This window comes from Paenibacillus amylolyticus (assembly GCF_001570725.1).
In the GTDB taxonomy this organism is placed as follows: domain Bacteria; phylum Bacillota; class Bacilli; order Paenibacillales; family Paenibacillaceae; genus Paenibacillus; species Paenibacillus amylolyticus_A.
In genome coordinates, this window is the sequence record NZ_BCNV01000001.1 from 1,207,250 (window position 1) to 1,232,603 (window position 25,354).

General features: G+C 46.7%; 23 protein-coding genes. All 23 read left to right on the forward strand.

Annotation, left to right across the window (positions count from 1 at the left end; genetic code table 11):
- The first annotated feature begins 1 nt into the window (after position 1).
- The 23 genes from rbfA to PAHA3_RS05700 all read left to right on the forward strand — a co-directional run bounded on the left by rbfA (position 2) and on the right by PAHA3_RS05700 (position 25,289).
- Positions 2-361, forward strand: coding sequence for a 30S ribosome-binding factor RbfA (gene rbfA / locus PAHA3_RS05590; protein WP_062833829.1), 360 nt, complete (start codon positions 2-4; stop codon positions 359-361).
- Positions 362-380: 19 nt separating this feature from the next.
- A complete protein-coding gene (locus PAHA3_RS05595; protein ID WP_062833830.1) occupies positions 381-1,358 on the forward strand; it encodes a DHH family phosphoesterase in 978 nt (325 codons plus the stop codon).
- Positions 1,352-2,275, forward strand: a complete 924-nt coding sequence (gene truB / locus PAHA3_RS05600; RefSeq protein WP_062833831.1) for a tRNA pseudouridine(55) synthase TruB — start codon at positions 1,352-1,354, stop codon at positions 2,273-2,275. Before PAHA3_RS05595 ends, truB begins: the two co-directional genes overlap by 7 nt.
- A 70-nt stretch (positions 2,276-2,345) precedes the next feature.
- A complete protein-coding gene (locus PAHA3_RS05605; protein WP_062835982.1) occupies positions 2,346-3,284 on the forward strand; it encodes a bifunctional riboflavin kinase/FAD synthetase in 939 nt (312 codons plus the stop codon).
- Between the two features lie 159 nt (positions 3,285-3,443).
- Positions 3,444-3,713, forward strand: coding sequence for a 30S ribosomal protein S15 (gene rpsO / locus PAHA3_RS05610; RefSeq protein ID WP_056700672.1), 270 nt, complete (start codon positions 3,444-3,446; stop codon positions 3,711-3,713).
- A gap of 259 nt (positions 3,714-3,972) precedes the next feature.
- Positions 3,973-6,075, forward strand: a complete 2,103-nt coding sequence (gene pnp, locus PAHA3_RS05615) for a polyribonucleotide nucleotidyltransferase (protein WP_062833832.1) — start codon at positions 3,973-3,975, stop codon at positions 6,073-6,075.
- Between the two features lie 175 nt (positions 6,076-6,250).
- Positions 6,251-7,246, forward strand: coding sequence for a polysaccharide deacetylase family protein (locus tag PAHA3_RS05620; RefSeq protein ID WP_062833833.1), 996 nt, complete (start codon positions 6,251-6,253; stop codon positions 7,244-7,246).
- 99 nt (positions 7,247-7,345) lie between these two features.
- Entirely contained in the window at positions 7,346-8,629 is a 1,284-nt protein-coding gene (locus PAHA3_RS05625) for a M16 family metallopeptidase (protein WP_062833834.1), read from the forward strand.
- On the forward strand, positions 8,589-9,035 hold the full coding sequence (gene dut / locus PAHA3_RS05630; protein ID WP_201028071.1) for a dUTP diphosphatase: 447 nt from the start codon (positions 8,589-8,591) through the stop codon (positions 9,033-9,035). Before PAHA3_RS05625 ends, dut begins: the two co-directional genes overlap by 41 nt.
- Positions 9,036-9,192: 157 nt before the next feature.
- The gene (gene dpsA / locus PAHA3_RS05635; RefSeq protein ID WP_062833835.1) at positions 9,193-10,092 is read left to right on the forward strand and encodes a dipicolinate synthase subunit DpsA; all 900 of its coding nucleotides are present in this window, start codon (positions 9,193-9,195) and stop codon (positions 10,090-10,092) included.
- On the forward strand, positions 10,089-10,685 hold the full coding sequence (locus PAHA3_RS05640; RefSeq protein ID WP_062833836.1) for a dipicolinate synthase subunit B: 597 nt from the start codon (positions 10,089-10,091) through the stop codon (positions 10,683-10,685). The genes dpsA and PAHA3_RS05640 overlap by 4 nt, the downstream gene beginning before the upstream one ends.
- A 378-nt stretch (positions 10,686-11,063) precedes the next feature.
- On the forward strand, positions 11,064-12,281 hold the full coding sequence (gene dapG, locus PAHA3_RS05645; protein ID WP_062833837.1) for an aspartate kinase: 1,218 nt from the start codon (positions 11,064-11,066) through the stop codon (positions 12,279-12,281).
- 47 nt (positions 12,282-12,328) lie between these two features.
- Complete coding sequence (gene dapA, locus PAHA3_RS05650) at positions 12,329-13,207, forward strand: 4-hydroxy-tetrahydrodipicolinate synthase (protein WP_062833838.1); 879 nt, start codon at positions 12,329-12,331, stop codon at positions 13,205-13,207.
- Positions 13,208-13,684: 477 nt separating this feature from the next.
- Positions 13,685-15,364: a ribonuclease J gene (locus PAHA3_RS05655; protein ID WP_062833839.1), complete on the forward strand. Its 1,680-nt coding sequence runs from the start codon at positions 13,685-13,687 to the stop codon at positions 15,362-15,364.
- Positions 15,365-15,577: 213 nt separating this feature from the next.
- Positions 15,578-16,351, forward strand: coding sequence for a ClpP family protease (locus tag PAHA3_RS05660; protein WP_235599371.1), 774 nt, complete (start codon positions 15,578-15,580; stop codon positions 16,349-16,351).
- Positions 16,348-16,578, forward strand: a complete 231-nt coding sequence (locus PAHA3_RS05665) for a YlzJ-like family protein (protein WP_062833840.1) — start codon at positions 16,348-16,350, stop codon at positions 16,576-16,578. Before PAHA3_RS05660 ends, PAHA3_RS05665 begins: the two co-directional genes overlap by 4 nt.
- 90 nt (positions 16,579-16,668) lie before the next feature.
- On the forward strand, positions 16,669-19,407 hold the full coding sequence (locus PAHA3_RS05670; RefSeq protein ID WP_062833841.1) for an FtsK/SpoIIIE family DNA translocase: 2,739 nt from the start codon (positions 16,669-16,671) through the stop codon (positions 19,405-19,407).
- A 198-nt stretch (positions 19,408-19,605) separates the two neighbouring features.
- On the forward strand, positions 19,606-20,436 hold the full coding sequence (gene sleB, locus PAHA3_RS05675) for a spore cortex-lytic enzyme (protein ID WP_062833842.1): 831 nt from the start codon (positions 19,606-19,608) through the stop codon (positions 20,434-20,436).
- Positions 20,437-20,561: 125 nt separating this feature from the next.
- Positions 20,562-21,842 (forward strand): EF-P 5-aminopentanol modification-associated protein YfmF, encoded by a 1,281-nt coding sequence (gene yfmF / locus PAHA3_RS05680; protein WP_062833843.1) that lies wholly within the window; start codon positions 20,562-20,564, stop codon positions 21,840-21,842.
- Positions 21,843-21,845: 3 nt separating this feature from the next.
- Entirely contained in the window at positions 21,846-23,126 is a 1,281-nt protein-coding gene (yfmH, locus tag PAHA3_RS05685; protein ID WP_062833844.1) for an EF-P 5-aminopentanol modification-associated protein YfmH, read from the forward strand.
- A gap of 1 nt (position 23,127) precedes the next feature.
- Positions 23,128-23,898 carry an elongation factor P 5-aminopentanone reductase gene (ymfI, locus tag PAHA3_RS05690; protein ID WP_062833845.1) on the forward strand — a complete coding sequence of 257 codons (771 nt, stop codon included), beginning with the start codon at positions 23,128-23,130 and terminating at the stop codon, positions 23,896-23,898.
- 162 nt (positions 23,899-24,060) lie between these two features.
- Entirely contained in the window at positions 24,061-24,324 is a 264-nt protein-coding gene (locus tag PAHA3_RS05695; RefSeq protein ID WP_062833846.1) for a DUF3243 domain-containing protein, read from the forward strand.
- A 197-nt stretch (positions 24,325-24,521) separates the two neighbouring features.
- Positions 24,522-25,289, forward strand: coding sequence for a DUF3388 domain-containing protein (locus PAHA3_RS05700; protein WP_062833847.1), 768 nt, complete (start codon positions 24,522-24,524; stop codon positions 25,287-25,289).
- Positions 25,290-25,354: the final 65 nt, after the last annotated feature.

Below are 25,354 nucleotides of genomic sequence, written 5' to 3' on the forward strand. Positions count from 1 at the left end.
AATGGCTAAGATTCGTACAGGTAGAGTGGGCGAGCAGATCAAGAAAGAATTGAGTCTGCTTATCCAGTCTGAACTGAAAGATCCACGTATCGGCTTTATTACCGTAACGGGAGTCGAAGTGACAGGAGACTTGTCGCAAGCCAAAGTTTATCTGAGTGTCTTCGGTGAACAGGAACAAAAAGATAACTCGCTCAAAGCACTGGCAAAAGCAAATGGATTTTTGCGTTCCGAGCTGGGCAAACGTATTCGATTCCGTCATGTTCCCGAGTTGATATTCAAGATCGACGAATCAATCGCCTATGGCAGCCGAATTGAGAAGCTGCTTGGCGATATTGGTTCCGACAAGAACGAATCCCAGTAACAGAATAGAGGAGACGGCAATGCACACTTATGAACAGGCGCTCCAGGCCGGAAAGCAATTTCTGCTGGAGCATGATGATTACCTGGTCGTGTCGCATGTACAGCCGGACGGTGACGCAGTCAGCTCGACGGTAACGGTGGGCTGGCTGCTGTCATGTCTGGGCAAGACATTCACGATGATTAATGAAGGCGAAATTCCACAGCGCATGCAATTTTTGTGGGAAGCCGGCAACATTGTGAACATGACCGAACAACCACCGCAGCGAAAATATAAAGCGGTTATCTGTGTGGATTGTGCAGACTTTGCCAGAGTAGGCTTGACGCGTCATTATTTCGAAGAAGATGCTGTTATTTTGAATATTGATCATCACCCTACGAATGACGCTTATGGTACAGTCAACATCATTAAGTCAGATGCTGCTGCAACGGCTGAAATTTTGTTCGATTTTCTTAACCTGTTCCAAGTAGCATGGGATAAAGATGTTGCAACTGCAGTCTATACAGGATTGCTTACGGATACAGGCGGGTTTCGCTATGCCAATACCAGTCCAAATGTAATGACAACGGCCTCCAGATTGCTTGAACATGGCGTGGATGGACCCTATCTCGCCCAGACCTTGTTGGAGCAGGTGACTCTTCCACAAGTTCGGATTTTGAATCAAGCACTATCAAGCCTGAAGATGACAGATGATGGCAAGATAGCCTGGGTTGTAATTACACCAGATGATATGGTCGCTTGCGGAGCAGCTAATGAAGATCTTGAAGGGGTAGTGAACTATCCGCGCAACATTCAGGGCGTGGAGGTTGGTATCTTTTTCAAAGTCATCAACGAGAGTGCCGTCAAGGTTTCTCTGCGTTCGGCTGGCAAGATTGATGTTGCTGCATTAGCACAGACCTTTGGTGGAGGCGGGCATGTTCTCGCAGCCGGATGTCGTCTGGAAGGCAGACTTGAAGATATTGTCGCAAAAGTACTGAAGCAGGTGAATGCACAATGGTAAAACCATTTGAAGGTATACTTCCGGTATATAAACCAGCGGGATTTACTTCTCATGATGTTGTAGCCAAAATGCGTCGCATTCTCAAGATGAAGCGCATTGGGCATACGGGCACACTAGACCCACAAGTTACAGGCGTTCTGCCGCTCTGTCTTGGACGGGCGACACGCGTGGTGGAATACATGCAGGAGCTTCCGAAGGAATATCTGGCTACGCTCAGATTGGGATTGTCTACTGACACAGAGGATATGACAGGGGAAGTCATTGAGCGGTCTGAGACAACTGTGGAAGTAACACAGGAACAGGTTCAACAGGTGCTTGAGCAGTTTCTGGGTACGATCTCTCAGGTGCCACCCATGTATTCTGCGGTAAAGGTAGACGGCAAACGTCTCTATGAGCTTGCTCGTGAAGGGAAAACGGTGGAGCGTAAGAGCCGTGAGGTCACAATCTATGAGCTTGAGCTTACAGGGATTGAGACTCATGGTGAGACGACCGATATATCCTTCCGGGCCTTGTGTTCAAAAGGTACCTATATTCGGACGTTGTGTGTAGACATTGGCCGACAACTTGGATATCCATCGACCATGGTTCGACTTGAGCGTACAATATCAGCAGGTATCTCTGCAGATCATTGTCTTCGTATTGAAGAAGTGGAACAACTTATGGCCGATGGGACTTTGGCGGAGGCGCTGATTCCTGTTGACGAGGCTATTGCTTCGATTCCAGCCCACAAGGTTGGGGAAGAACAGGCCAAAGGAGCACTTCAAGGTCAGAAACTGTCTGCACGTCTTCTGGAACCGCCCGTGGAGCAACCTGGTTTGCTGAGGTTGTATGCTCAAGACGGTACGTTTCTAGGGATATTTGAACGGGATGAGCTAAAACCAACGGTGAGGGCAGTTAAAGTCTTTTTGCCGGAATAAAGAGGTCTCGGGCTTGGAGTTGTGGTGATGCTCAAGTCTGGCCTATCAAGTGAAATGCAGGTGAATGATTGTGAAAACCGTAATGCTAACCTATCCGCAGACGTTACATTCGACTGAGCTGAGCACACTGCCCCAAGTGCTCGCGATTGGTCAATTTGACGGACTGCATCTCGGACATGCAAGTGTCATTTTATCAGCTGTCCGCATTGCACGGGAAACGGGCATGCAGGCAGCGGTCATGACCTTTCATCCACATCCGAAGGAAGTTATGCGCAAAGGGGATTACGAGGGTTATTTAACTCCCTTGAGAGATAAAGAAGACATCTTGGCAGGAATGGGCGTTGATGTACTCTATGTGGTGGAGTTCAATGAAGATTTCTCCCGGTTGACGCCGCAACAATTCGTACACGACCTGTTGATTCCTCTTCAGACACGAACAGCGGTGGTGGGTTTTGACTTCCGTTTTGGTCACAAGGGTGCAGGGGATGAACAGCTTCTTCGTACTTTGGGAGAAGGAGAGATGACGGTGGAAACCGTTCCTCCTTTCTTGTTAAATGGTGAAAAAGTGAGCAGCTCTCTCATTCGTGGCCTGTTGAAGCGTGGGGAGATGGATGAAGCCAGTCAGTGGCTTGGCCGACCTTACAGCATCAGAGGAACCGTCATTCACGGGGAGAAGCGTGGACGAACGATTGGATTTCCTACAGCCAACCTTGAACTCACGGATCATTACGTTACCCCGTCGAAGGGGGTTTACGCTGTTCGTGTGCAGTATGGCGAACAGGAACTGCATGGCGTAATGAATCTCGGTGTGAAACCTACGTTTCACGAAAGCGGAATGAAACCTACGTTTGAAGTGCACCTTCTTGATTTTGATGGACACTTGTATGACCAGGAACTAAAGGTTGAGCTCGTTCACTATATTCGTGCAGAACGAAAGTTTGACTCCATTGATGCATTGATTAGCCAGATTCGTGAAGATGCATTAACTGCCGGTCGCCTGTTATCTTAAAGGCTCAGGATTAAATGCATGTTTACATTTACATTAACTAGGCAATTATGATATACTGTACTACGTTGTCGATTGAGACAACATTAACCTTGGCTTGGTTGCTTGCTCTCACCGGCGGTGACGAGGCTAATGGCGATTATATTGAAGGAGGTGAACAGGATGGCATTGACTCAAGAACGTAAACAACAACTGATCGACGAGCACAAAACTCACGAGTCCGATACAGGATCTCCAGAGGTGCAAGTTGCTATCCTTACGGAAAACATCAGAAGTTTGACAGACCACTTGCGTACGCATAAGAAAGACCACCACTCACGTCGTGGACTTTTGAAAATGGTAGGTCAACGTCGTAAGCTTTTGGCTTACGTGAAAAACAAAGATGTTAAACGTTACAGCGCGCTGATCGAAAAACTCGGATTGCGTCGTTAATTATCGTACATGTTTTCAAAACCAACCTGGCTGTTATCCGTCATTCTTTTGTCTAAAAGGACAAGCGGAACCTACAGCCGGGTTGTTTTGTAGATGAACATGTTGCCATATATTTGTAGATGGGGCTCCGTGAGGAGCTTTTGTTGTGCAGGTTAGCATGTTGCAAGATCTATACATAGCTAATGAATGCAGGACAAGCAGGAAATACTGTGAATATGCAGAATCCATTGAATTAGGAACGAATAAAAGGAGGGGTTTCATGGAACAGCGTGTTGATATGCAGCTTGGTGGAAGAAAGCTTACGCTTGAGACCGGGCGTTTGGCCAAGCAGGCTAATGCTGCCGTTAAGGTAACATACGGGGATACCGTTGTATTGTGTACCGTGACAGCATCAAGTGAGCCGAAAGATCTGGACTTTTTCCCACTAACGGTGAACTATGAAGAAAGATTGTACGCCGTAGGTAAAATCCCGGGTGGATTTATTAAACGTGAAGGCAGACCAAGTGAGAAAGCCATTCTTTCAAGCCGTCTGACAGACCGTCCAATTCGTCCATTGTTCCCGGAAGGCTTCCGGAATGATGTACAAGTTCTGAATATCGTTATGAGTGTGGACCAGGATTGCGAACCACAAATCGCTGCAATGATCGGTACATCAGCTGCACTGAGCATCTCGGATGTTCCATTCAGCGGACCGATTGGTGGCGTGAAAGTTGGACGTATTAATGGTGAGTTCATTATTAACCCAACGATTGCACAGCTTGAAGTCAGTGAGCTTGAGCTCGTAGTTGCAGGAACCAAGGATGCCATCATGATGGTAGAGGCTGAAGCAAACGAATTACCGGAAGAAGTAATGCTTGAAGCAATCATGTTTGGACATGATGAGATCAAAAACATTGTTGCGGTAATCGAACAACTCGTGCAAGTGGCTGGTAAAGAAAAAATGGCTGTTAAATTGCATGCCGTTAATGCTGAAGTCAACAGCAGTGTGCGTGATTTCGCAAGTGCTCGTCTGGTTGAAGCTGTTAAAATTGCCGAGAAGCATGCTCGTCAAGATGCGATCGATGTAGTGAATGACGAAACGGTTGCTCACTTCGAAGAGAAATATATTGAAAGTCCTGAATTGCTCAAAGACGTGAAGGAAGTTCTGCACGATATCGTTAAAGAAGAAGTGCGCCGTCTGATCACGCATGATAAAGTTCGTCCGGATGGACGTGGACTTGCTGAGATTCGTCCAATTGAATGTGATACTTCCCTGCTTCCACGTACGCACGGTTCAGGTTTGTTCACACGTGGTCAAACGCAAGCACTTAGCATCTGTACACTTGGTGCACTGGGTGATGTTCAGATTTTGGACGGAATCAGCCTTGAAGAAACGAAACGTTTCATGCATCATTATAACTTCCCACCATTCAGCGTAGGTGAAGCTCGTCCATTGCGTGCGCCAGGCCGTCGCGAAATCGGACATGGTGCTCTGGGTGAGCGTGCTCTTTCCAAAGTCATCCCTTCCGAAACAGATTTCCCATACACGATTCGTTTGGTATCTGAAGTTCTGGAATCCAACGGTTCAACTTCCCAGGCAAGTATCTGTGCCAGCACTTTGGCGATGATGGATGCGGGTGTACCTATCAAAGCTCCAGTTGCGGGTGTAGCTATGGGTCTGATCAAAGACGGAGATCATGTATCCATTCTGAGTGATATTCAAGGTATGGAAGATCACTTGGGTGACATGGACTTCAAAGTAGCCGGAACACCTGAAGGTGTAACTGCAATTCAAATGGATATCAAAATTGATGGTATCGATCGTCAAATTTTGTCTGAAGCATTGGCTCAAGCCAAAGAAGGTCGTTTGCACATCTTGAGCAAAATGACTGAAGTGATGAATACTCCACGTGAGCAGTTATCACAATATGCGCCTAAAATTACAACGATGCATATCAATCCGGACAAGATCCGTGATGTAATCGGTGCAGGTGGTAAAATTATCAATAAAATCATCGAAGAAACCGGTGTTAAAATTGATATTGAACAGGATGGACGTGTCTTTATCGCTTCTTCCAACCAGGATATGAATGATAAAGCCAAATCGATCATCGAAGGTATTGTGCGTGAAGTACTGGTCGGCGAGATTTATGTCGGTAAAGTAAAACGCGTTGAGAAATTCGGTGCATTCGTTGAAGTTCTTCCGAACAAAGAAGGCCTTGTACACATCTCACAACTGTCAACAGAACGTGTTGCCAAAGTGGAAGATGTTGTAGCCATTGGTGATTCCATTACGGTAAAAGTTACGGAAATTGACCCACAAGGTCGTATTAACTTGTCCCGCAAAGCAGTTTTGACTGCTGAAGCTCCGGCTCAATCCTAGGATACCGAAGCGACAGGTTATAAATTGGATATATTGAATGAAGAGACAGAAGTGAATTTCTGGCTCTTTTTTTAACGTTTAAATACGTAAAGCAAGGATGGAATCATGGCTTTCTATTCATATTTTCGCCCTTGTCCTCATATGATGGGGACAAAGACGGCGGGAGGATGGAGCTGTGGGAAACCAATCCAAAAAACTGGCGGCTGTTCTGGCGGGTGTGACTGCGGTCATATTGATCGGACAAGTTGGCAGTGTACGTACATACATTACGGAGATCCGTGATGGGCCAGGTACGCAGAATGCTTTTGACATGTTCAAGGAAGCAACGGGAGAAGATGCGCTGTTGTCGGCGATTCGGGATAAAGCGGCTGAAACGAAAATTGCTCCGGTGAATGCCCGAGTGGATCGGGTATGGAAAGCCATCCCTGGTTATAATGGCATCGAGATTGATGTGGAAGCGACATACCGAAAGGCACTGAGTGGAACATTGAATACCAAGATAGCGTACGTCTATCGTCAGATTCAGCCGGAGATTCAGCTTAAAGATCTGGGTGCACATCCGATCTATCGGGGGAATGCGAACAAACCGATGGTTTCTTTTATGATTAATGTCGCTTGGGGGAACGAATATATTAAACCGATGCTGGATACGCTGGATGCTGAAAAAGTGAAGGCCACTTTTTTTCTGGATGGAAGCTGGTTAAGCAAAAATATTGAATTGGCTAAGGAAATTCAGAAGCGTGGGCATGAATTGTCCAATCATGCGTATTCTCACCCTAACATGAGTCGATTGAGCGCAGAGCGGGCCAAGCTGGAAATTAGCAAAACCCAGGATCTGCTCTATAAAACACTTGGTGTGGATAATCGTTGGTTTGCTCCGCCTTCCGGTGACTTTAATCAAAAGACCGTAGACATCGCTTCTTCCATGGGACTGCAAACCGTTTTATGGACAGTAGATACGGTGGATTGGCGTAAACCAAGCTCAGATGCCGTTGTTGCCAAAATTGCGAAAAATACTGAGGCCGGCACGTTAATTCTAATGCACCCTACAGCTGCATCTTCCGGAGCTTTAAAGGGTATGATTCAGTCCATACGGGCCAAAGGTCTAATGCTCGGAACCGTAAGTGAGACGTTGTCTTCGGAACGTGTAATTGCGTCTGCGGTTGAGTGAACGTTGTTTTTTTGTTAATATCAAAAAGTTGGAACCAAATGTCGATTTCAATTGGAAGATTGAGATCAAGGCAATTATAGAGATGTAGGAGGGCCAACCATGAAAAAAATTCAGCTGGGCAATGGCCTCAGAGTTGTCATGGAACAGATACCGACCTGCCGTTCTGTGTCTTTCGGAATATGGGTCAAGACAGGTTCGCGCAATGAGCAACCTGCAAGTAACGGAGTATCACATTTTATTGAACATATGCTGTTCAAAGGAACGGACCGTTATGATGCAAAGGCAATTGCGGAGCAGTTCGATGCGATCGGTGGTAACGTGAATGCGTTCACTTCCAAAGAATACACATGTTATTATGCTAAAGTGTTGGATGAACATTTGCCGATTGCGGTGGATGTGTTGTCCGATATGTTTTTCCGCTCCAAAATGGATGATGGTGAATTGATCAAGGAGAAAAACGTCATTCTGGAAGAAATCTCGATGTATGAAGATACGCCCGATGATATGGTTCATGATCTGATGGCCTTGGCCGCCTATGGTGAGCATCCGCTCGCATACCCTATCCTGGGTACAGAAGAACGTCTTAAAGCGATGGATTCCAGCCATCTGCGTGCATATATGAAGGAGCACTACACGATTGAGAACACGGTCATTAGTATCGCGGGTAATATTGATGACAGTGTAATCGATCTGATGGAGAAGCATTTTGGTGCTTTTGATGTAAATGGAGTAACGGAAGCAGTTACGATGCCGGCATTCCAAAGCGGACAGCTCTTTCACAAAAAGAAAACGGAACAGAATCATATCTGTATCTCGTTCCCGGGCTGTAAAATCGGAGATCCACTTCAATTCGCTATGGTTGTTCTGAATAACGCCATTGGTGGAGGCATGAGCTCCAGACTGTTCCAGGAAATTCGTGAGAAACGGGGTCTTGCGTACTCCGTGTATTCCTATCATAGCTCTCATGCGGACAGTGGACTTTTCACGATATACGCGGGTACAGCACCGAAACAGACAAAAGAAGTGCTTGACCTGACCAAAGAGGTTCTGCGCGACTTGGCTGTAAACGGCTTGTCCGAAGATGAACTGCGTAAAGGAAAAGAACAGCTGAAGGGCAGCCTGATTCTTAGCTTGGAAAGCACAGGCAGTCGCATGAATCGTCTCGGTAAAAACGAGCTGATGCTGGGAAGACATCATACGCTGGATGAGATGATCACCAAGATTGAGCAAGTGACGATGGACGATATTAACGCGGTACTTGATCTGATGTTTGCTGAGCCGTTCGCACTTGCTATGGTTGGCGCTTCAGATAAGACGATCGCTGGATTGAGAAGGGATGATTTTGTTGCATTACGTTCAAATACAGAAACTGCCGGGCAATGAAGATATTAAGTTGCCACAAAAAATGTCGGAGCTGGCATCCGGCTTTGATGTAGTAGCTGCACTTCAGGAGGAAGTTGTCCTTCAACCGGGTCAGCGTACGCTTATTCCAACTGGACTTGCGATGGCAATGCCAGCTGGACTGGAAGCACAGATCCGTCCTCGGAGCGGACTGGCTTTCAAACATGGAATTACCTGCCTCAACACACCGGGTACTATCGACGCGGATTATCGCGGAGAAGTTAAAGTGCTGTTGATTAATCTGGGTCAGGAACCGTTCACGATTGTACGGGGAGAGCGCATCGCACAGATCGTCTTCCAGACCGTGCCTACGGTTGGATTGACGGAAGTAAATGAACTTTCGGAAACGGTACGTGGCGAAGGCGGATTCGGTCATACCGGGAAATAATAAGCGTAAATATACCCATTCTTTAGAGTCGTCCCTGACAGGGGCGGCTCTTTTTTTCATTCAAGAAAGGGAAGTTAGAATGAAATTATTGTTTTCACCCCGCTGTGGGCCCCTGCATACGATAAGGCATACATGTGGTGAAAGGAGTGACGTCCCGATGCTGACCGGAGTCCGGATTGTAGTCCTGGGCGGAGATGCGCGGCAGCTTGAAGTCATTCAAAAGTGCGCTGAGCTGGATGCAACGGTAAGTGTAGTGGGTTTCGATAAAATGGAGCGTTCCATTCCAGGTATCGAACACCAGGAACTGGAGGACGAAGTGTTTGCTTCGGCAGATGTACTGGTACTGCCTGTCGTCGGTTGCGATGACCAGGGAAAAGTAAGTACTTCGTTCAGTGACACGCCGATCTATTTGAAAAAGGAACATGTTGCAGCATTGCCGGAGCATTGCATTGTGTTCACAGGTATGGCGAAGCCGTTCCTACGTGAACTTTGTCTAGATAACGGGCTGAGACTTGTTGAAGTACTTGATCGTGATGATATTGCACTTTACAACTCTATTCCAACAGCTGAGGGAGCCATCGCCATAGCTATTCGGGAGACGGACTTCACAATCCATGGTTCGGAATGCATCGTGCTTGGCATCGGTCGAACAGGGTTCACAATGGCCAAAACACTGCAGGGACTTGGAGCAAATGTACGGGTGGGGATCAGGCGGGAAGAGGATGTTGCCCGCGCGACTATAATGGGCTGGAAGCCTTTTATGACAACGGATTTGGCCGCTCAAACCGGGGAAGTTGACTTGCTTTTTAATACGATACCGACTATGATAATCACAGCACAAATCCTGTCCAGAATGCCGCAAAAGGCTGTCATTATTGACCTCGCATCCGCTCCTGGCGGCTGTGATTTCAGGTATGCCGACAAACGCGGTATCAAAGCGCTACTTGCGCCTGGCCTCCCCGGCATTGTTGCTCCCAAAACGGCTGGCGGCATTATTGCCGACGCGTTGATCCGTTTGCTTTTGGAAGAACAGAACGCACGGGAGGTTAAATCATGAACTGGCAGGGAAAAACGGTAGGTTATGCAATTACGGGTTCTCATTGTACGTTTGAAGAGGTTATGCCGGTAATTAGCCGCTTCGTGGCTGAAGGTGCCAACGTCATTCCGATTATTTCCAATTCGGTACTGACGACGGATACACGCTTCGGTACGGCGCAAAATTGGCAAAAACAGTTGAAAGATATAACAGGTAATGATATCATTTCTACAATTGTTGAAGCGGAGCCATTAGGGCCTTCCAAGCTGCTTGATGTGCTGGTTATAGCTCCATGCACAGGGAATACCACAAGCAAGCTGGCTAATGCGATGACCGACAGTCCAGTGCTGATGGCAGCCAAAGCACAGATGCGTAATCAGCGTCCGCTCGTGCTCGCCATTTCCACGAATGACGGTCTGGGCTTGAATGCTGCGAATATCGCCAAATTGCTCGTGGCCAAATACTTGTATTTTGTGCCATTTGGGCAGGACGATCCAGTGAAAAAACCAAACTCGTTAGTCGCCAAAATGGAATTGATTCCAGAGGCTTGCTGGAGTGCTCTTGAGGGCAAACAGCTTCAGCCGATGATTGTGGAGCGTTCTTCACAGGCTTGATGGAACAATGATTCGGTGACAACGTTTATGCGCTTGGAGAAATGAAGAAGGGTTCGAGAGACAAAGAAAATCATAGGGGACGGTATGCTGGCTTGAACAGCTGCTTGTGTCCACGTTCCTGTCTATAAGGGCATTCCTGCTTGCCGACAGTAAAGGTTAAGCAAGCGGGAGAGGTCTATTGTGAATGTATGCGTCATGATCTCGATAACTACCGCGACCTTTGATTTGCGTTTGTCCCCGACAATCACAAAAATAAGGAGCGGCATGGAATGCCGTATAAATTGCTGAAATTATCGCATCAGAACGCTCCCTAGGGTGATCCATTTGTTGATTTGACCCGTGTCCAGTCTTCTTGCGTACACAAATGGAGGAATAAAGATGCGTATCATGGTACAGAAATTCGGAGGCACGTCTCTCTCCACTGTTCAGGCGAGAGAGCATGTGCTCCGTCACGTTAAACGTGAACTTGAGGCAGGATTGAGTCTGGTCATCGTGGTGTCTGCGATGGGTCGTCGCGGCGAGCCATATGCAACCGATACGTTGCTGGACTGGGCTGCACAGAACGGAAACGCACTATCCGCACGCGAAAAGGATTTACTGCTGTGCTGTGGTGAAATCATATCTGCGACGACTTTGAGCAGTTTACTCGAACATGAAGGCATTCCAACTACAGTGCTGACCGGTGCACAAGCAGGTTTTGTGACGGACGACAATTTCGGGAATGCCCGGATATTGGATGTCCGTCCTGTTCGTGTGTTGGAGCAACTTCAACTTGGCCGGGTGGTTATTGTAACCGGATTCCAAGGTCAGACGGAGAACGGAGACTTCACGACACTGGGTCGTGGGGGAAGTGATACGTCTGCAACAGCTCTCGGTGCAGCATTACGTGCTGAAATGGTGGATATTTACACAGATGTGAACGGGATTCTTACTGCCGATCCACGGATTGTTGAGGATGCGCGTCCACTGACTGTTGTGAGTTATGCAGAGATCTGTAACATGGCCCACCACGGTGCCAAGGTAATCCATCCACGTGCGGTCGAGATTGCGATGCAATCCCAGATACCTGTACGGGTAAGATCTACTTTTGCAGACACGGAAGGAACGCTGGTTACACATCCGGAAGGATTCCAAGATGTGCAGACAGGCATTGTTGACCGCTATGTAACAGGTATCGCCTATGTGAGCAATGTAACGCAAATTACCGTGGATGTACCTGGCGGTGCAGATCGATTGCAACTAAAAGTATTCAAAACCATGGCTGAGAATTCGATCAGCGTTGATTTTATTAATGTTACCCCCTCGGGAGTTGTCTATACGGTTTTTGACAGTGATTCCGAGAAAGCCATACATGTATTACAGGAGATAGGTCTCAAGCCACAAAGCCTGTCCGGTTGTGCCAAAGTTTCCGTCATTGGCGGAGGCATTAATGGTGTACCTGGAATTATGGCTCGTATCGTTGAGTCGTTGACACTGGCAGACATTCAGATCCTGCAATCGGCAGATTCGAATACAACGATCTGGGTGCTCGTAAAAAAAGAAGATATGGTTCAGGCCCTGAGGGCACTTCACGCCTCATTCGAACTTCATTTGTAAACAACTGAAGTTAGAGGAGCCAAACCTGTTTTGAAGGAGGAATCGAATTGGACTTTGGAAGATTGATTACAGCAATGGTCACTCCGTTCAATGAACAAGGAGAGATTCATTGGGAGGAAACGGCACGTCTAATCGACTATCTGATTGTGGATCAAAAGTCGGAGACGCTCGTGGTTTCCGGAACAACAGGGGAGTCTCCAACACTTAGTGATACTGAGAAAGTTCAATTATTCGAATTTGCAGTGAAACATGCGGCCGGTCGGTGCAAAATTATAGCCGGAACGGGAAGCAACAACACCGCGCATTCCATCCATTTGACACAGGAAGCTGAACGTGCCGGAGTGGATGGCATATTGCTGGTTGTTCCGTATTACAACAAACCGAGTCAAGAAGGTTTGTTCAAACATTTTGAAGCAATTGCGAACTCAACCAAGTTGCCTGTTATGCTCTACAACGTGCCTGGACGTACAGTAACCAGTCTGTCAGCTGCTACAACACTTCGTCTGGCTCAGATTCCTAACATCGTAGCCACGAAGGAATGTGCGTCTATGGAGCAGGTTACGCTGATTGCAGCAAGTGCTCCGGAGAATTTCAGAGTCTATTCCGGTGATGATGCTTCAGGCTTGCCAGCGATTGCAGTTGGTGCTCATGGGATCGTCAGCGTGGCGAGTCATGTCGTAGGGGCAGAAATGAAGAAAATGATCGATGCCTTCTATGGCGGTGCACCTGTTCAAGCTGCTCAGATTCATCAGCAGCTCTTCCCGGTGTTTAAAGGTCTGTTTGAGTGTCCACAGCCTCTACCAAACCCGGTGGCGGTGAAATATGCGCTGACATTGCGTGGTTTGAACGTTGGCTCTGTACGCTTGCCCCTTATTCCGCCAACGGAAGAGGAGCAGGTCTATATCAAAGGTCTGCTTAATTTGTAATCATTTAGGTTGCATATGGAACTATTTTATTAATCATGCGAATTTCCATCAGAGCAGTAAAAGAACCGCTCCTCTTATTTGAGGTTGCGGTTCTTTTTTTGACGAGTAATGTGAGGTTTCTTTTTCATTGCTAAGGGGAAACCTACAGGTTAACGAGAGAGTGACTTGTTTTTTTTGTTTTTAATCATGTATAATGATGTCAAGTGACTGGGTGCGGTATTTTTTTGAAATTGAAAGCGACATCGTTTCGTGGTGTAGCTTTGCGGTGAAAAAGGAAGGAACGGCTAAGAGGAATTTTCAAATCCAACTTGTTGGTGTAAGGGAATAACTTCGAAGAACTTCTTCCAGATATCGTGAATAAAGGTGTTCTTTTGCATTCATCCCGATAGGTGGGTATGTAATGTATGGACTACTTTTCTTAACTTACAATAAATAATAAGGTACGACGTCCAACTACCATAGGAGGTTTAGATTCATTTGTCTAAGAAAAATAATAACGATAAACTGATGATTTTTGCATTGGGCGGCGTAGGCGAGATTGGTAAAAATATGTACGTCATCCAATACGCTAACGACATTGTAGTCGTAGATGCTGGTCTTAAATTCCCTGAAGAAGATATGCTTGGTATTGATATTGTCATTCCTGACATTTCTTACCTGACTGAGAACCGTGACAAAGTAAGAGGAATCATTCTTACTCACGGACATGAGGATCACATTGGTGGTCTGCCATATGTTCTCAAACATCTGAATGTTCCTGTATATGGAACAAGACTTACACTTGGACTTGTAGAGAACAAGTTGAAAGAAGCGAACTTGCTGGGTGAAACGAAACGTATTCTGATTGATGCGGATTCCGAGATTCAACTTGGAACTGCATTGAAAGCATCGTTCTTCGCTACTAACCATAGTATTCCGGATTCCGTTGGTGTATGTGTCGAAACACCAGAAGGTGCAGTTGTTCACACAGGTGACTTCAAATTTGACCACACTCCAGTCAATGGTCAATATGCAGATCTTCAGCGTATGGCACAGATCGGAACGAATGGCGTACTTGCTTTGTTGTCCGATAGTACGAATGCTGAGAAACCTGGATTCACACCATCGGAGAAAAATGTGGGTATTGTTTTGGAAGATATCTTCCGTAAAGCAAGCCAACGCGTTGTTGTAGCTACATTTGCTTCCAACGTACACCGTATCCAACAGGTAATCAACGCAGCAGAAGTAACTGGACGTAAAGTTGCAGTTATCGGACGCAGCATGGTCAACGTGGTCGGTATTGCTTCGGAACTGGGTTACCTTGAGATTCCGGATGGCATGATCATTGAACCCGAAGAAGTAGGCAAGATGGCTGCTGATCGTGTCGTGATTCTCTGCACAGGAAGCCAAGGCGAGCCAATGTCAGCACTGACACGTATGGCTCGTTCCACGCACCGTAAAGTGGACATCCTGCCAGGAGACACCGTTATTATCGCAGCAACACCGGTTCCAGGTAATGAAAAATATGTAGGCCGTACGATTGATGAACTGTTCCGTCTGGGCGCTAACGTGCATTACAGCGGTGCTAACAGTGGTGTTCACGTATCTGGTCACGGTAGCCAGGAAGAGCTCAAACTGATGCTCAACCTGATGAAACCGAAATTCTTCTTGCCAATTCACGGTGAATTCCGTATGCAGCGTCGCCACGCGGTTCTTGCTGAATCTGTAGGGGTAGAACCTGAAAACATTTTTATCACGGATATCGGTGAAGTGATTGAAATTCAAGGTGGAGCAGCACGTAGAGCTGGTAAAGTTACTGCAGGTAACGTGTTGATCGACGGCTTGGGTGTAGGCGATGTGGGTAACATTGTACTTCGTGACCGCAAATTGCTGTCACAAGATGGTATCCTTGTTGTTGTGGTAACATTGAGCAAACAGGATGGAAAAATTGTTTCCGGTCCTGACATCATCTCTCGCGGATTTGTGTATGTACGCGAATCGGAAGGGCTACTGGATGAGGCCAACCGGATCGTTAGCAGCACATTGCAGAAGTTGATGAGTGAGAACGTTAACGAGTGGGCTTCACTCAAAACGAATGTTAAAGATGCACTGGGACGCTTCCTGTATGAGCAAACTCGTCGTAGACCGATGATTTTGCCAATCATTATGGAAGTTTAAAATAGCTAAAACAAAAACATATATTCAGGCACACAGTCGCCCCTTCTCTACGAGTAATATTGGACGGTTCCTCGTAGAGAAGGGGCTTTTTTTGCGTTTTTCTGGGAGAACGCCAATATGTGAAGCAATTTGATGTGTCGGGTATAAGGCGGTTGGAAAAATCCCCATACTAAGGAAATACATTAAATGTTTCTGGGGAAGGGGATTAATGAAATGAATGAACGTATGAATGGCAAGCAGGCGTCAAGATCCAATCAGCCGGAGGTTGAAGCACCGGAGATCCCGTTACAAGAGGACAAGGATATCTCTCCCGTGACGGAGACTATTCAGCAATTTGGGCAGACACAGTCGCCAGCAGGTGAATCCAACATTTTTTGTATGACGATTATCGGGCAGGTGGAAGGGCATCTAATTCTGCCACCACAAAATAAAACAACAAAGTATGAGCATATCATTCCACAGTTAGTGGCTGCAGAACAGAATCAGCGTATTGAAGGTATTCTGATCATTCTGAACACAGTAGGTGGAGACGTAGAGGCGGGTCTGGCCATTGCAGAGATGATTGCTTCCCTGAGCAAACCTACGGTAACTGTAGTCATTGGTGGAGGGCATAGCATTGGAGTACCGATTGCAGTAGCTTCAACGTATTCCCTGATTGCCGGGAGTGCAACGATGACGATCCATCCGATCCGTATGAACGGCCTTGTCATTGGTGTACCTCAGACGTTTGAGTATATGGAGAAAATGCAGGAACGAGTCGTTCGATTCGTAACTTCTCATTCGAATATCTCTGAAGAAATGTTCAAAGAACTGATGTTTAAGACCGGTGAGTTGAATCGGGATATTGGTACAGCTGTAGGAAGCGCAGATGCAGTGAAATATGGATTGATGGATGCAGTGGGCGGGATTGGGCAGGCTATTGCTCAATTAAATCAGCTCATAGGAGACAAGAGACAGACCCTGCAGGCGGGAGGTTATACCCAATGACACTATACACCGTGATGCCTCCTGAACAACTCTGGTCGGGGATGTGGAAAGAGGTCGAAGATACGAGGGAGATCAAGATGAATGGTTTGTTAATGCAGGTGAGGCCTGTGAATGACAATGAAGCCGTTATTGTGCGATTACTGGATTGTCCGCTTGAAGCCTATCTCAATCCTGCCAATATGCCGGGTTCGACCATTCCGCTTTCAGGTAACTTGGGATCAACATAACGCGACGAATTCAGACAAATTGAGCAGAAAAAGAACATATGTACGGATTATATTTGTATGGTATAATATTCTTCTGGGGGTGACCTGATTTTGGCCAGAAGAAAAAAGAGGAAAAAAAAGGGCGCTGGTTTTAGCGGCGTTTTAAAATATGAAATTTACGGGATTGTGCTTATTACCCTTGCTGTCATTGCATTATCGGGTGAAGCCACCGTTGGACGTTCGCTTTCCAAGATGTTCGGACTGATGCTTGGTAAGTTTTATTTTGCGATTCCACTTGTTGGTATTTATTATGGTCTCATGGTGATGATTCACCGGAAATGGCCGAGTGGCTGGACCACGCGCAAGACAGGACTGGTATTGCTGGTCTTTGCCTTAACTCTGATGAGCACCGTCTCTGCAATGCACCAGAAGCTCATTCCGGTGGGTGCGCTTGAGCCTGGTGCTGTGATCACACAGGTACATAATGATATGCAAACTGAGTTGCTAACCCCTGCTGCGCCAGGTGAGAGGGACTCCATGCTTAACAAGGATATCAGCGGTGGGTATCTCGGAGCTGGGCAATTTGCTCTGTTTCTGTGGCTGTTCGGAAGTCTTGGGGCAAGACTCATCATGATCGTCATGTTTGTTATCAGTTTTATGCTGATTACGAACCTGTCTTATGTGGATCTGATCCGAATATTCCGTACAAAGATTTGGGATGCCGGGAGTTCAATGTACAAGAAGCTGGAGGCAAGGCCCTCTGCACGTTCTGCTTCAACTTCTGATGCCAGGAAGAAAGGGAACGCTCGTAAAGTGGTACCTGTCCCTGTTGAAGATGATGAAGACGAGTATGAGGATGAATTAGAGGAACAGCGTCTGCCTAAACGAAAAGCGCCAATATTCTTCCAACTGTTTGGAAAATGGGGAGCTGATCGGGAACAGGCGAAATCAGGACGTGAAATCGATCAGGCAGATTCGGCAGAAACAGAACAGATTGTATATCGCGCCGAACAAGATCACCGTCCAGATGCTTGGCAGGATGCAACCGAAGACGTAGCGAATAAATCCGCTCCATCACATGTTCCCGTTCAGGCTAAACCTAACTCAGCGCCGATCATTCGAGACTTTTTTGAGCACGTCAGAGCAGAAGATTCAAGTATTGAAGATGATCTGGATGATGCTTATCCTTTCCCGGATGATCTCACCGATACCAACGCTGTTCAAGAGGGCGAGCATGCCATTAAAATAACGGATGAACTGGTAGAGACAGAGTGGGCTGCATCCGATGCGGGAACGGGCGTGCCGAATGCTGTGGATGACATTCAGGGTGGAGATGAAGTGCCGACTGATGCAACGCCGGTAACAGATAGTCCAACTCCTGAGGGGCAGGACGTACAACCAATCAAACCACCGCCTCCGCCACCGAAGCCGTACAAGTTGCCTTCATTCCGTCTCCTTGCCAAGCCGAACAATGGGGGCAAAGCGGGTGACCAGAAGGATTACATGCAGACAGCGCGCAAACTGGAAGCCACACTGGAAAGCTTCGGTGTACGCGCCAAAGTACTTGAAGTGGTTCGAGGACCTGCTGTTACAAGGTATGAAATTCAGCCTGATATTGGTGTTAAAGTCAGCCGGATTGTCAGTCTTACTGATGATATCGCGTTGGCTCTGGCCGCAAAAGATATACGGATGGAAGCGCCGATTCCCGGGAAGTCCGCAATAGGTATCGAGGTACCTAATGGCGAGGTATCGGTTGTAACGATGCGTGAAGTAATGGAGACAGCAACGTTCCAGGATGCTGAATCCAAAGTGACCATTGCATTTGGCCGAGATATCTCCGGACAGACGATCATTGGTAACTTGGCTCGTATGCCCCATTTGCTGGTGGCGGGTGCTACAGGTTCCGGTAAGTCGGTATGTATTAACGGCATCATTACCAGCATCTTATACAAAGCAAAGCCGGATGAAGTGAAGTTCTTGATGGTGGATCCTAAGATGGTTGAGTTGAACGTATATAACGGAATTCCCCATCTGATGGCACCGGTAGTAACGGATCCTAAACGAGCGTCACTTGCGCTCAAAAAGATCGTGGTTGAGATGGAGAAAAGATATGAACTGTTCTCCAAATCCGGTACGCGGAACGTTGAAGGCTACAACAATCTGATGAAAGATAATCCTGCCGCTGTTCTACCGTATATCGTTGTTATTGTGGACGAGCTTGCAGATCTCATGATGGTTGCAGCCGGAGATGTGGAAGATGCGATTGCGCGACTTGCCCAGATGGCTCGTGCAGCCGGAATCCATCTGATTATTGCCACACAACGTCCTTCCGTTGACGTTATTACCGGGGTAATCAAGGCTAATATTCCTTCCAGGATTGCCTTCGGGGTATCCTCACAAGTGGATTCTCGAACGATTTTAGATATGGGTGGGGCTGAGAAGTTGTTGGGCCGTGGAGACATGCTGTTCATGCCTATGGGCGCATCGAAACCAGTTCGTGTACAAGGCGCCTTTATGAGCGATGAAGAAGTCGAAAATATTGTTAATTATGTACGCGGTCAAGGCGAAGCGCAGTATGATGAGTCCATTGTACCTGAGGTAGATGACTCCATTCAGGCAGCTGATGAAGTACAGGATGAGTTATATGAGCAAGCTGTACAGATTATTTTGGAGGCAAAACAAGCTTCAGTCTCCCTGCTACAACGTCGTATGCGGGTTGGATACACACGTGCAGCACGTTTAATTGACTCCATGGAAGCCCGAGGTGTAATTGGTCCTTACGAGGGCAGCAAACCACGGGAAGTGCTGGTTTCACTTGAACAGTATCAACAGAATAAAATAAGCTCGTAGTGTAACATGTAACATGGTTACAATGAATCGTTTAAGCCCTCAACCTTATTGGTTGAGGGCTTTTTGCTTGCCGATCGGACTGAACTTTTGCCATCTACTCCAAAGATCGGATGTTTTGGTGCATAGGAAGCAAGCAGGCTTGTCATAATAACCTTAGCGATTCTGTTAATCCCACAAGAGAAAGGTAGAGCACAGTCTATGCGAAAAATGAACCTATGGCTTTTCACTGCTATTTTGCTGATATCCGCATTGGGAATTCGTTATTTGCTTCCTGGGAATGCAGCAACTGAAAGTTCAGCCGAGCGTACACCGCAGGTAGAAGAAAAGGCCTTACCTACGTTTAGCAGCAATACAGTGAAATATGGAAGTTACGGTCAGGATGTATACGAGCTTCAGGGTCGTCTGAAGTACTTGGGATTTTACAATGGTAAAATCGACAGTAATTTTGGCAGCAGCACGCTGAAATCGGTCAAATGGTTTCAATCCGAGTTTGGCATGAAGGCAGATGGTGTGGTTGGAGCTGCAACCAAGCTCAAGCTGTACAATGCTTCAACCAAATGGTCGCCAACAGAACCGCCACTTCACAAGGAATCCTCAGGTGGGGGTGAGGGCAGCGGCAGCAACACAGCAGACAAAGAGCAGGATAATATGGGGTCTGCCAATGCACTCGGTCTCTCGGAGAATGAACTCAAAATTATGGCTAACGCTGTTTATGGCGAGGCCCGGGGGGAGCCGTTCGAAGGTCAAGTCGCGGTAGCAGCAGTAATTCTGAATCGCGTAAATTCACCAAGTTTTCCAAGTACACCTTCTGGCGTAATCTTTCAGCCTGGTGCATTTACGGCTGTAGCGGACGGACAGATATACCTGGAACCGAACGCACAAGCCAAAAAGGCAGTTGAACAAGCATTGAATGGCTGGGACCCGTCAGGCGGATGCCTCTATTATTTTAATCCGAAGACAGCAACATCCAAATGGATCTGGACCCGTCCACAGGTGAAAACAATCGGGCAGCATATTTTTTGTATGTGATGATGTTGGAAGCAACCAGAAGGCTTGACTTCGGTTGCTTCTTGCCTTTTGATTGGGTTAAAATGGTTGTTACGTTTAAGCTTCACGATTGCACGATAAATGACGCCGTAAAGGGGTTTTGACATTTGAATACATCAGGATTCGAACGAGGTAGCAAGAGAGAGTTTCGTATACATGTGCTTCCGACCAAACGTTTCAAAACGTTTGCGATATCGCTATATGCAGGAGTTCCTTTGCGGGAAGATACGGTAACCAAAGTAGCCCTGACACCTTTTGTTCTACGGCGCGGCACGGAATCCTATCCGGAAACAACGCAATTTCGTGAACAACTGGAACATCTGTATGGAGCGGGTTTTGGTTTTGACGTGTATAAACGCGGGGATTACCAGATCGTACAGTTCCGGATGGATACTATTAATGATTCCTTCGTTGGAGGGGATGAGCAGTTACTGGATCGTTCATTTGCCTTCCTTGGAGAGGTTCTTACCCGACCTGCACAGGAGAATGGACATTTCAGGACGTCTTATGTACAAGCAGAGCGAGAGACTGTACGTAAAAAGCTGGAGTCCATCGTGAATGATAAAATGCGCTATGCCGCTGAACGCAGTATTGAGGAAATGTGCAAGAATGAGCCGTACCGTCTTCACCCACTGGGTGAGCGGAAGGATCTTCCCGGGATTGAGCCTGACACACTGACTGCGTCTTATCAAGAGTGGCTACAGCAGGCGAGCATGGATCTGTATGTGGTGGGGGATACGACACTGGAGGAGGTTGAGAACCTCGTTCAGCGTCATTTCAATGTGGATCGAACATCCTCCTCCGATTATCAGACACAGGCAGCGGTTCGAGGGGATAAGGAAGTAGAGACTGTAGTTGAGCGACTGAAGGTGGGTCAGGGAAAACTTAATATGGGACTACGCACATCGATTACCTATGGAGATCCTCGGTATGCAGCAGCGCTAATGTACAACGGGATTCTGGGCGGATATCCTCATTCCAAGCTGTTTGTGAATGTTCGTGAAAAAGAAAGCCTGGCGTATTACGCGTCTTCCCGATATGACGGACACAAAGGCATTGCAACGATTCAATCCGGGATTGAAATCCCCAACTATGAGAAGGCTGTCACGATCATCAAGCAGCAGCTGGAGGAAATGAAAAGCGGTACAATCAGTGATCTGGAAATGTCCCAGACCAAAGCAATGATCCGTAATCTGCTTAAGGAAATGCAGGATTCTGCCTTTGAAATGATCGCTTATGACTTCAATCGGCAGTTGTCTGGCAAAGAGAGAACGGCTGAAGAATTGTTAGCTCAGGTAGAACACATTAGCAAGGAAGATGTTCGTGAGGCGGCAGAACAATTCCGTCTGGATACGATTTATTTCTTGCGGGACGAGAAGGAGGAATAATCGGTGGAGAGCATACGGTATGAGCATTTGCAGGAGATACTATATTACGAAGTGATGGATAACGGACTGCATGTCTATATTTTGCCTAAACCGGGATTCCAGAAAACGTATGCGACGTTTGCAACCAAGTATGGATCGGTGGATAATCATTTTCAGGTTGAAGGACAGGAAGAAGTGAAGGTTCCGGATGGGATTGCGCATTTTCTGGAGCATAAAATGTTCGAAGAACCAACGGGCGATATTTTTGCGACGTTTGCATCTCACGGTGCCTCAGCTAACGCGTTTACGAGCTTTGATCAGACGGTTTATTTGTTTTCAGCGACCGAATATGTGAATGAAAATATACAAACATTAGTCGACTTTGTGCAAAATCCTTACTTCACGGATCAAAATGTGGAAAAGGAAAAAGGCATTATTGGACAGGAAATTAACATGTATGCTGATAATCCGGATTGGCGTGTTTATTTTGGACTGATCGAAGCCATGTATCAGAAACATCCGGTGCATATCGATATTGCAGGAACGGTGGAATCCATCAGTACGATCACGAAGGAAACGCTATATTCCTGCTATAACTCCTTTTATCACCCGAGCAATATGCTCTTGTTTGTGGTGGGTGGTGTCGATCCCCAGGAAGTCATTGATATGGTTCGTTCGAACCAGGAACAGAAGGACTATAAGCCACAGGGCAGTATCCAACGCTTCTTCGAACAGGAGCCTGAGCAGGTAGGAGAAGCCAGACGGGAAGCGAAACTGGCGGTTTCTTTGCCCAAATGTTTATTTGGATTCAAGGAGACAGACGTTGGACTCACTGGAGAAGAACTGTTACGGCGAGATACGACAACGCAGTTGATGATGGATCTTCTGTTTGGCTCTAGCACGAGGTTATTTCAGAAGCTCTACGATGAAGACCTGATTTCCGACAGCTTTGGACATGAGTATAACAGTTCTCCGCAATACGCGTTTTCAGCCATTGGTGGGGATACGAAAGACCCGGACCAACTGCTGGCGCGTATACGTGAAGAAGTGGATGCTATTGTGCAAAAAGGGTTTGATTCTACGGATTTTGAACGTTCACGAAAAAAGAAAATAGGCGGATATTTGCGTATGCTCAATTCTCCGGAGAACATTGCACATGAATTTACACGTCAGCAATTCCGTGGGGGTGATTTCTTCAATATGCTTCCGCTCTATGAATCGATTACACTGGAAGATGTAAATCGCAGACTGAGAGAGCATATTCGTTGGGATCAACTGGCCGTATCGCTAGTCGTGAGTCCTTGATATGGAGAGGGGAACAGGACAATTGAAGGCAATCGGGGAAATGACTGTACTGGTTACTGGAGCAAGCGGTGGCATTGGAGCGGCTATCGCAGAACGTTTCGCCAGAGTCGGAATGAATGTCGTAATACACTATATGAAATCGCATGAAGCAGCAAATGAAGCGGCCCGACGATGCATGGAACAGGGCAGTGGCAAGATCATGACCGTGTCTGCGGATCTTCGGAGCCGGGAACAGATTGAGCGTATGCGTGAGAAGCTAGAGTCACACAATCTCATGCCAGATATCCTTGTGAACAATGCAGGAATCTCGCACTATGGACTGTTGTCTGATGTTACCGAGGAAATCTGGGACGAAGTGATGGCAATTAACTTGAAAGGCACGTTTATGTGCACACAGGAAATGATGCCGCACATGATCTCCCAAAGGTATGGCCGAATCATAAATGTGTCGTCGATCTGGGGCCTGTCTGGTGCCTCTTGTGAGGTGTTGTACTCAACAACAAAGGGCGGGGTAAATGCATTCACCAAGGCCCTTGCCAAAGAACTCGCACCTTCTGGAGTAACGGTGAATGCTGTGGCTCCTGGCGCAGTTCAGACATCTATGTTGAACCATCTGGATCAAAGTGAACTGAAGATGCTGGAAGAGGAGATTCCGGCAGGAAGACTTGCTCAACCTGATGAAATCTCATCACTGGTTTATTTTCTGGCCCTCCCTGAGTCAGGTTATATCAATGGGCAGATTATCAGTCCAAATGGCGGATGGCTAACGTAAACCAGCAAGAGAACTTGTCTGGCAGTGACGGAACAGGTGAAGGTTGGCGAGAAACAGCCGCCTTCCGGATTATTTTCAAAATGCTCGTATATAAAATGCCTCGAAAGCACATATTACAACTGTTGATTTTAAATCTCATGCGACAGCTAAGGAGGATTTATCATGTCAACAGAAAAAACAGTGCTCTCCAGTTTTGACACATGGAAGAAGTTCCTGGGTGACCGCGTACTGCAAGCAGAGAAGATGGGGATGAGTGAAGATACCATCAACAAACTTGCGTATGAAATCGGTGACTTCCTCGATGAGAAAGTCGATCCGGCGAATCATTCCAACCGGGCATTGAAAGAATTATGGGATGTCGGCGATGCAGATGAGCGTCGTACGATTGCGTGCCTGATGGTCAAATTGGCCAAACAAAACGCATAAGATTTCAGATGAAGAGCTCCCGCAAGGGGGCTTTTCTCTAATGATTACAAACGGATTACAGAGCTGTTCTTGTAATTCATTTTCATTTTATATATCATTAACGTGACCCATTTTTAGAAGATGTCTCAGATTGTTGTCCAGTGGACACGTTCTGTTGCTGTCGAATAATGTGGAATAATGCATTACGGGGTGTTGAAATGGAATCTAAACAATGGTACATGGAATATAAAATACATAAGAACAGACCTGGTTTGTTAGGCGATATTGCCTCTATGCTGGGGATGCTTGAAGTAAATATATTGACCATTAACGGTGTAGAAGGCAAAACCCGAGGTATGCTACTTGAATCGGATGATGATGAGAAGATTCGTTTGCTTGGTGAAATGCTTGCCAAAGTAAACAGCATCACCGTATCGGCTTTGCGTCAACCTAAATTGGTGGATATTCTGGCCGTACGTCATGGCAGATACATTGACCGTGACTCGGATGATCGCAAGACATTTCGTTTTACACGAGATGAACTTGGGTTACTTGTGGACTTTTTGGGTGAAGTATTTAAGAGGGAAGGTAATCAGGTCATCGGCTTGCGCGGAATGCCTCGTGTTGGCAAGACGGAGTCCATTATTGCGGGTAGCGTATGTGCAATGAAGCGTTGGACGTTTGTTTCCTCCACACTTCTTCGTCAGACCATAAGGAGCCAGCTCTCCGAGGACGAATTGAACCCAAACAATGTGTTCATTATCGACGGTATTGTTAGCACCATCCGCTCCAGTGAGCGGCATTACAACCTGTTGCAGGATATTATGACCATGCCTAGTACCAAAGTTATTGAACATCCGGATATTTTTGTACAGGAATCCGAATATGATTTTAATGATTTTGATATTATTATTGAACTTCGCAACAATCCGAATGAAGAAATTATTTATGATACGTTTACGGCTAGCTACACCGATGAATTGTAAGGAACCGTACGGAATCATGGAATAGATTAGCAACAACTCAAGAGATAAACATAAGGAGGAGATGG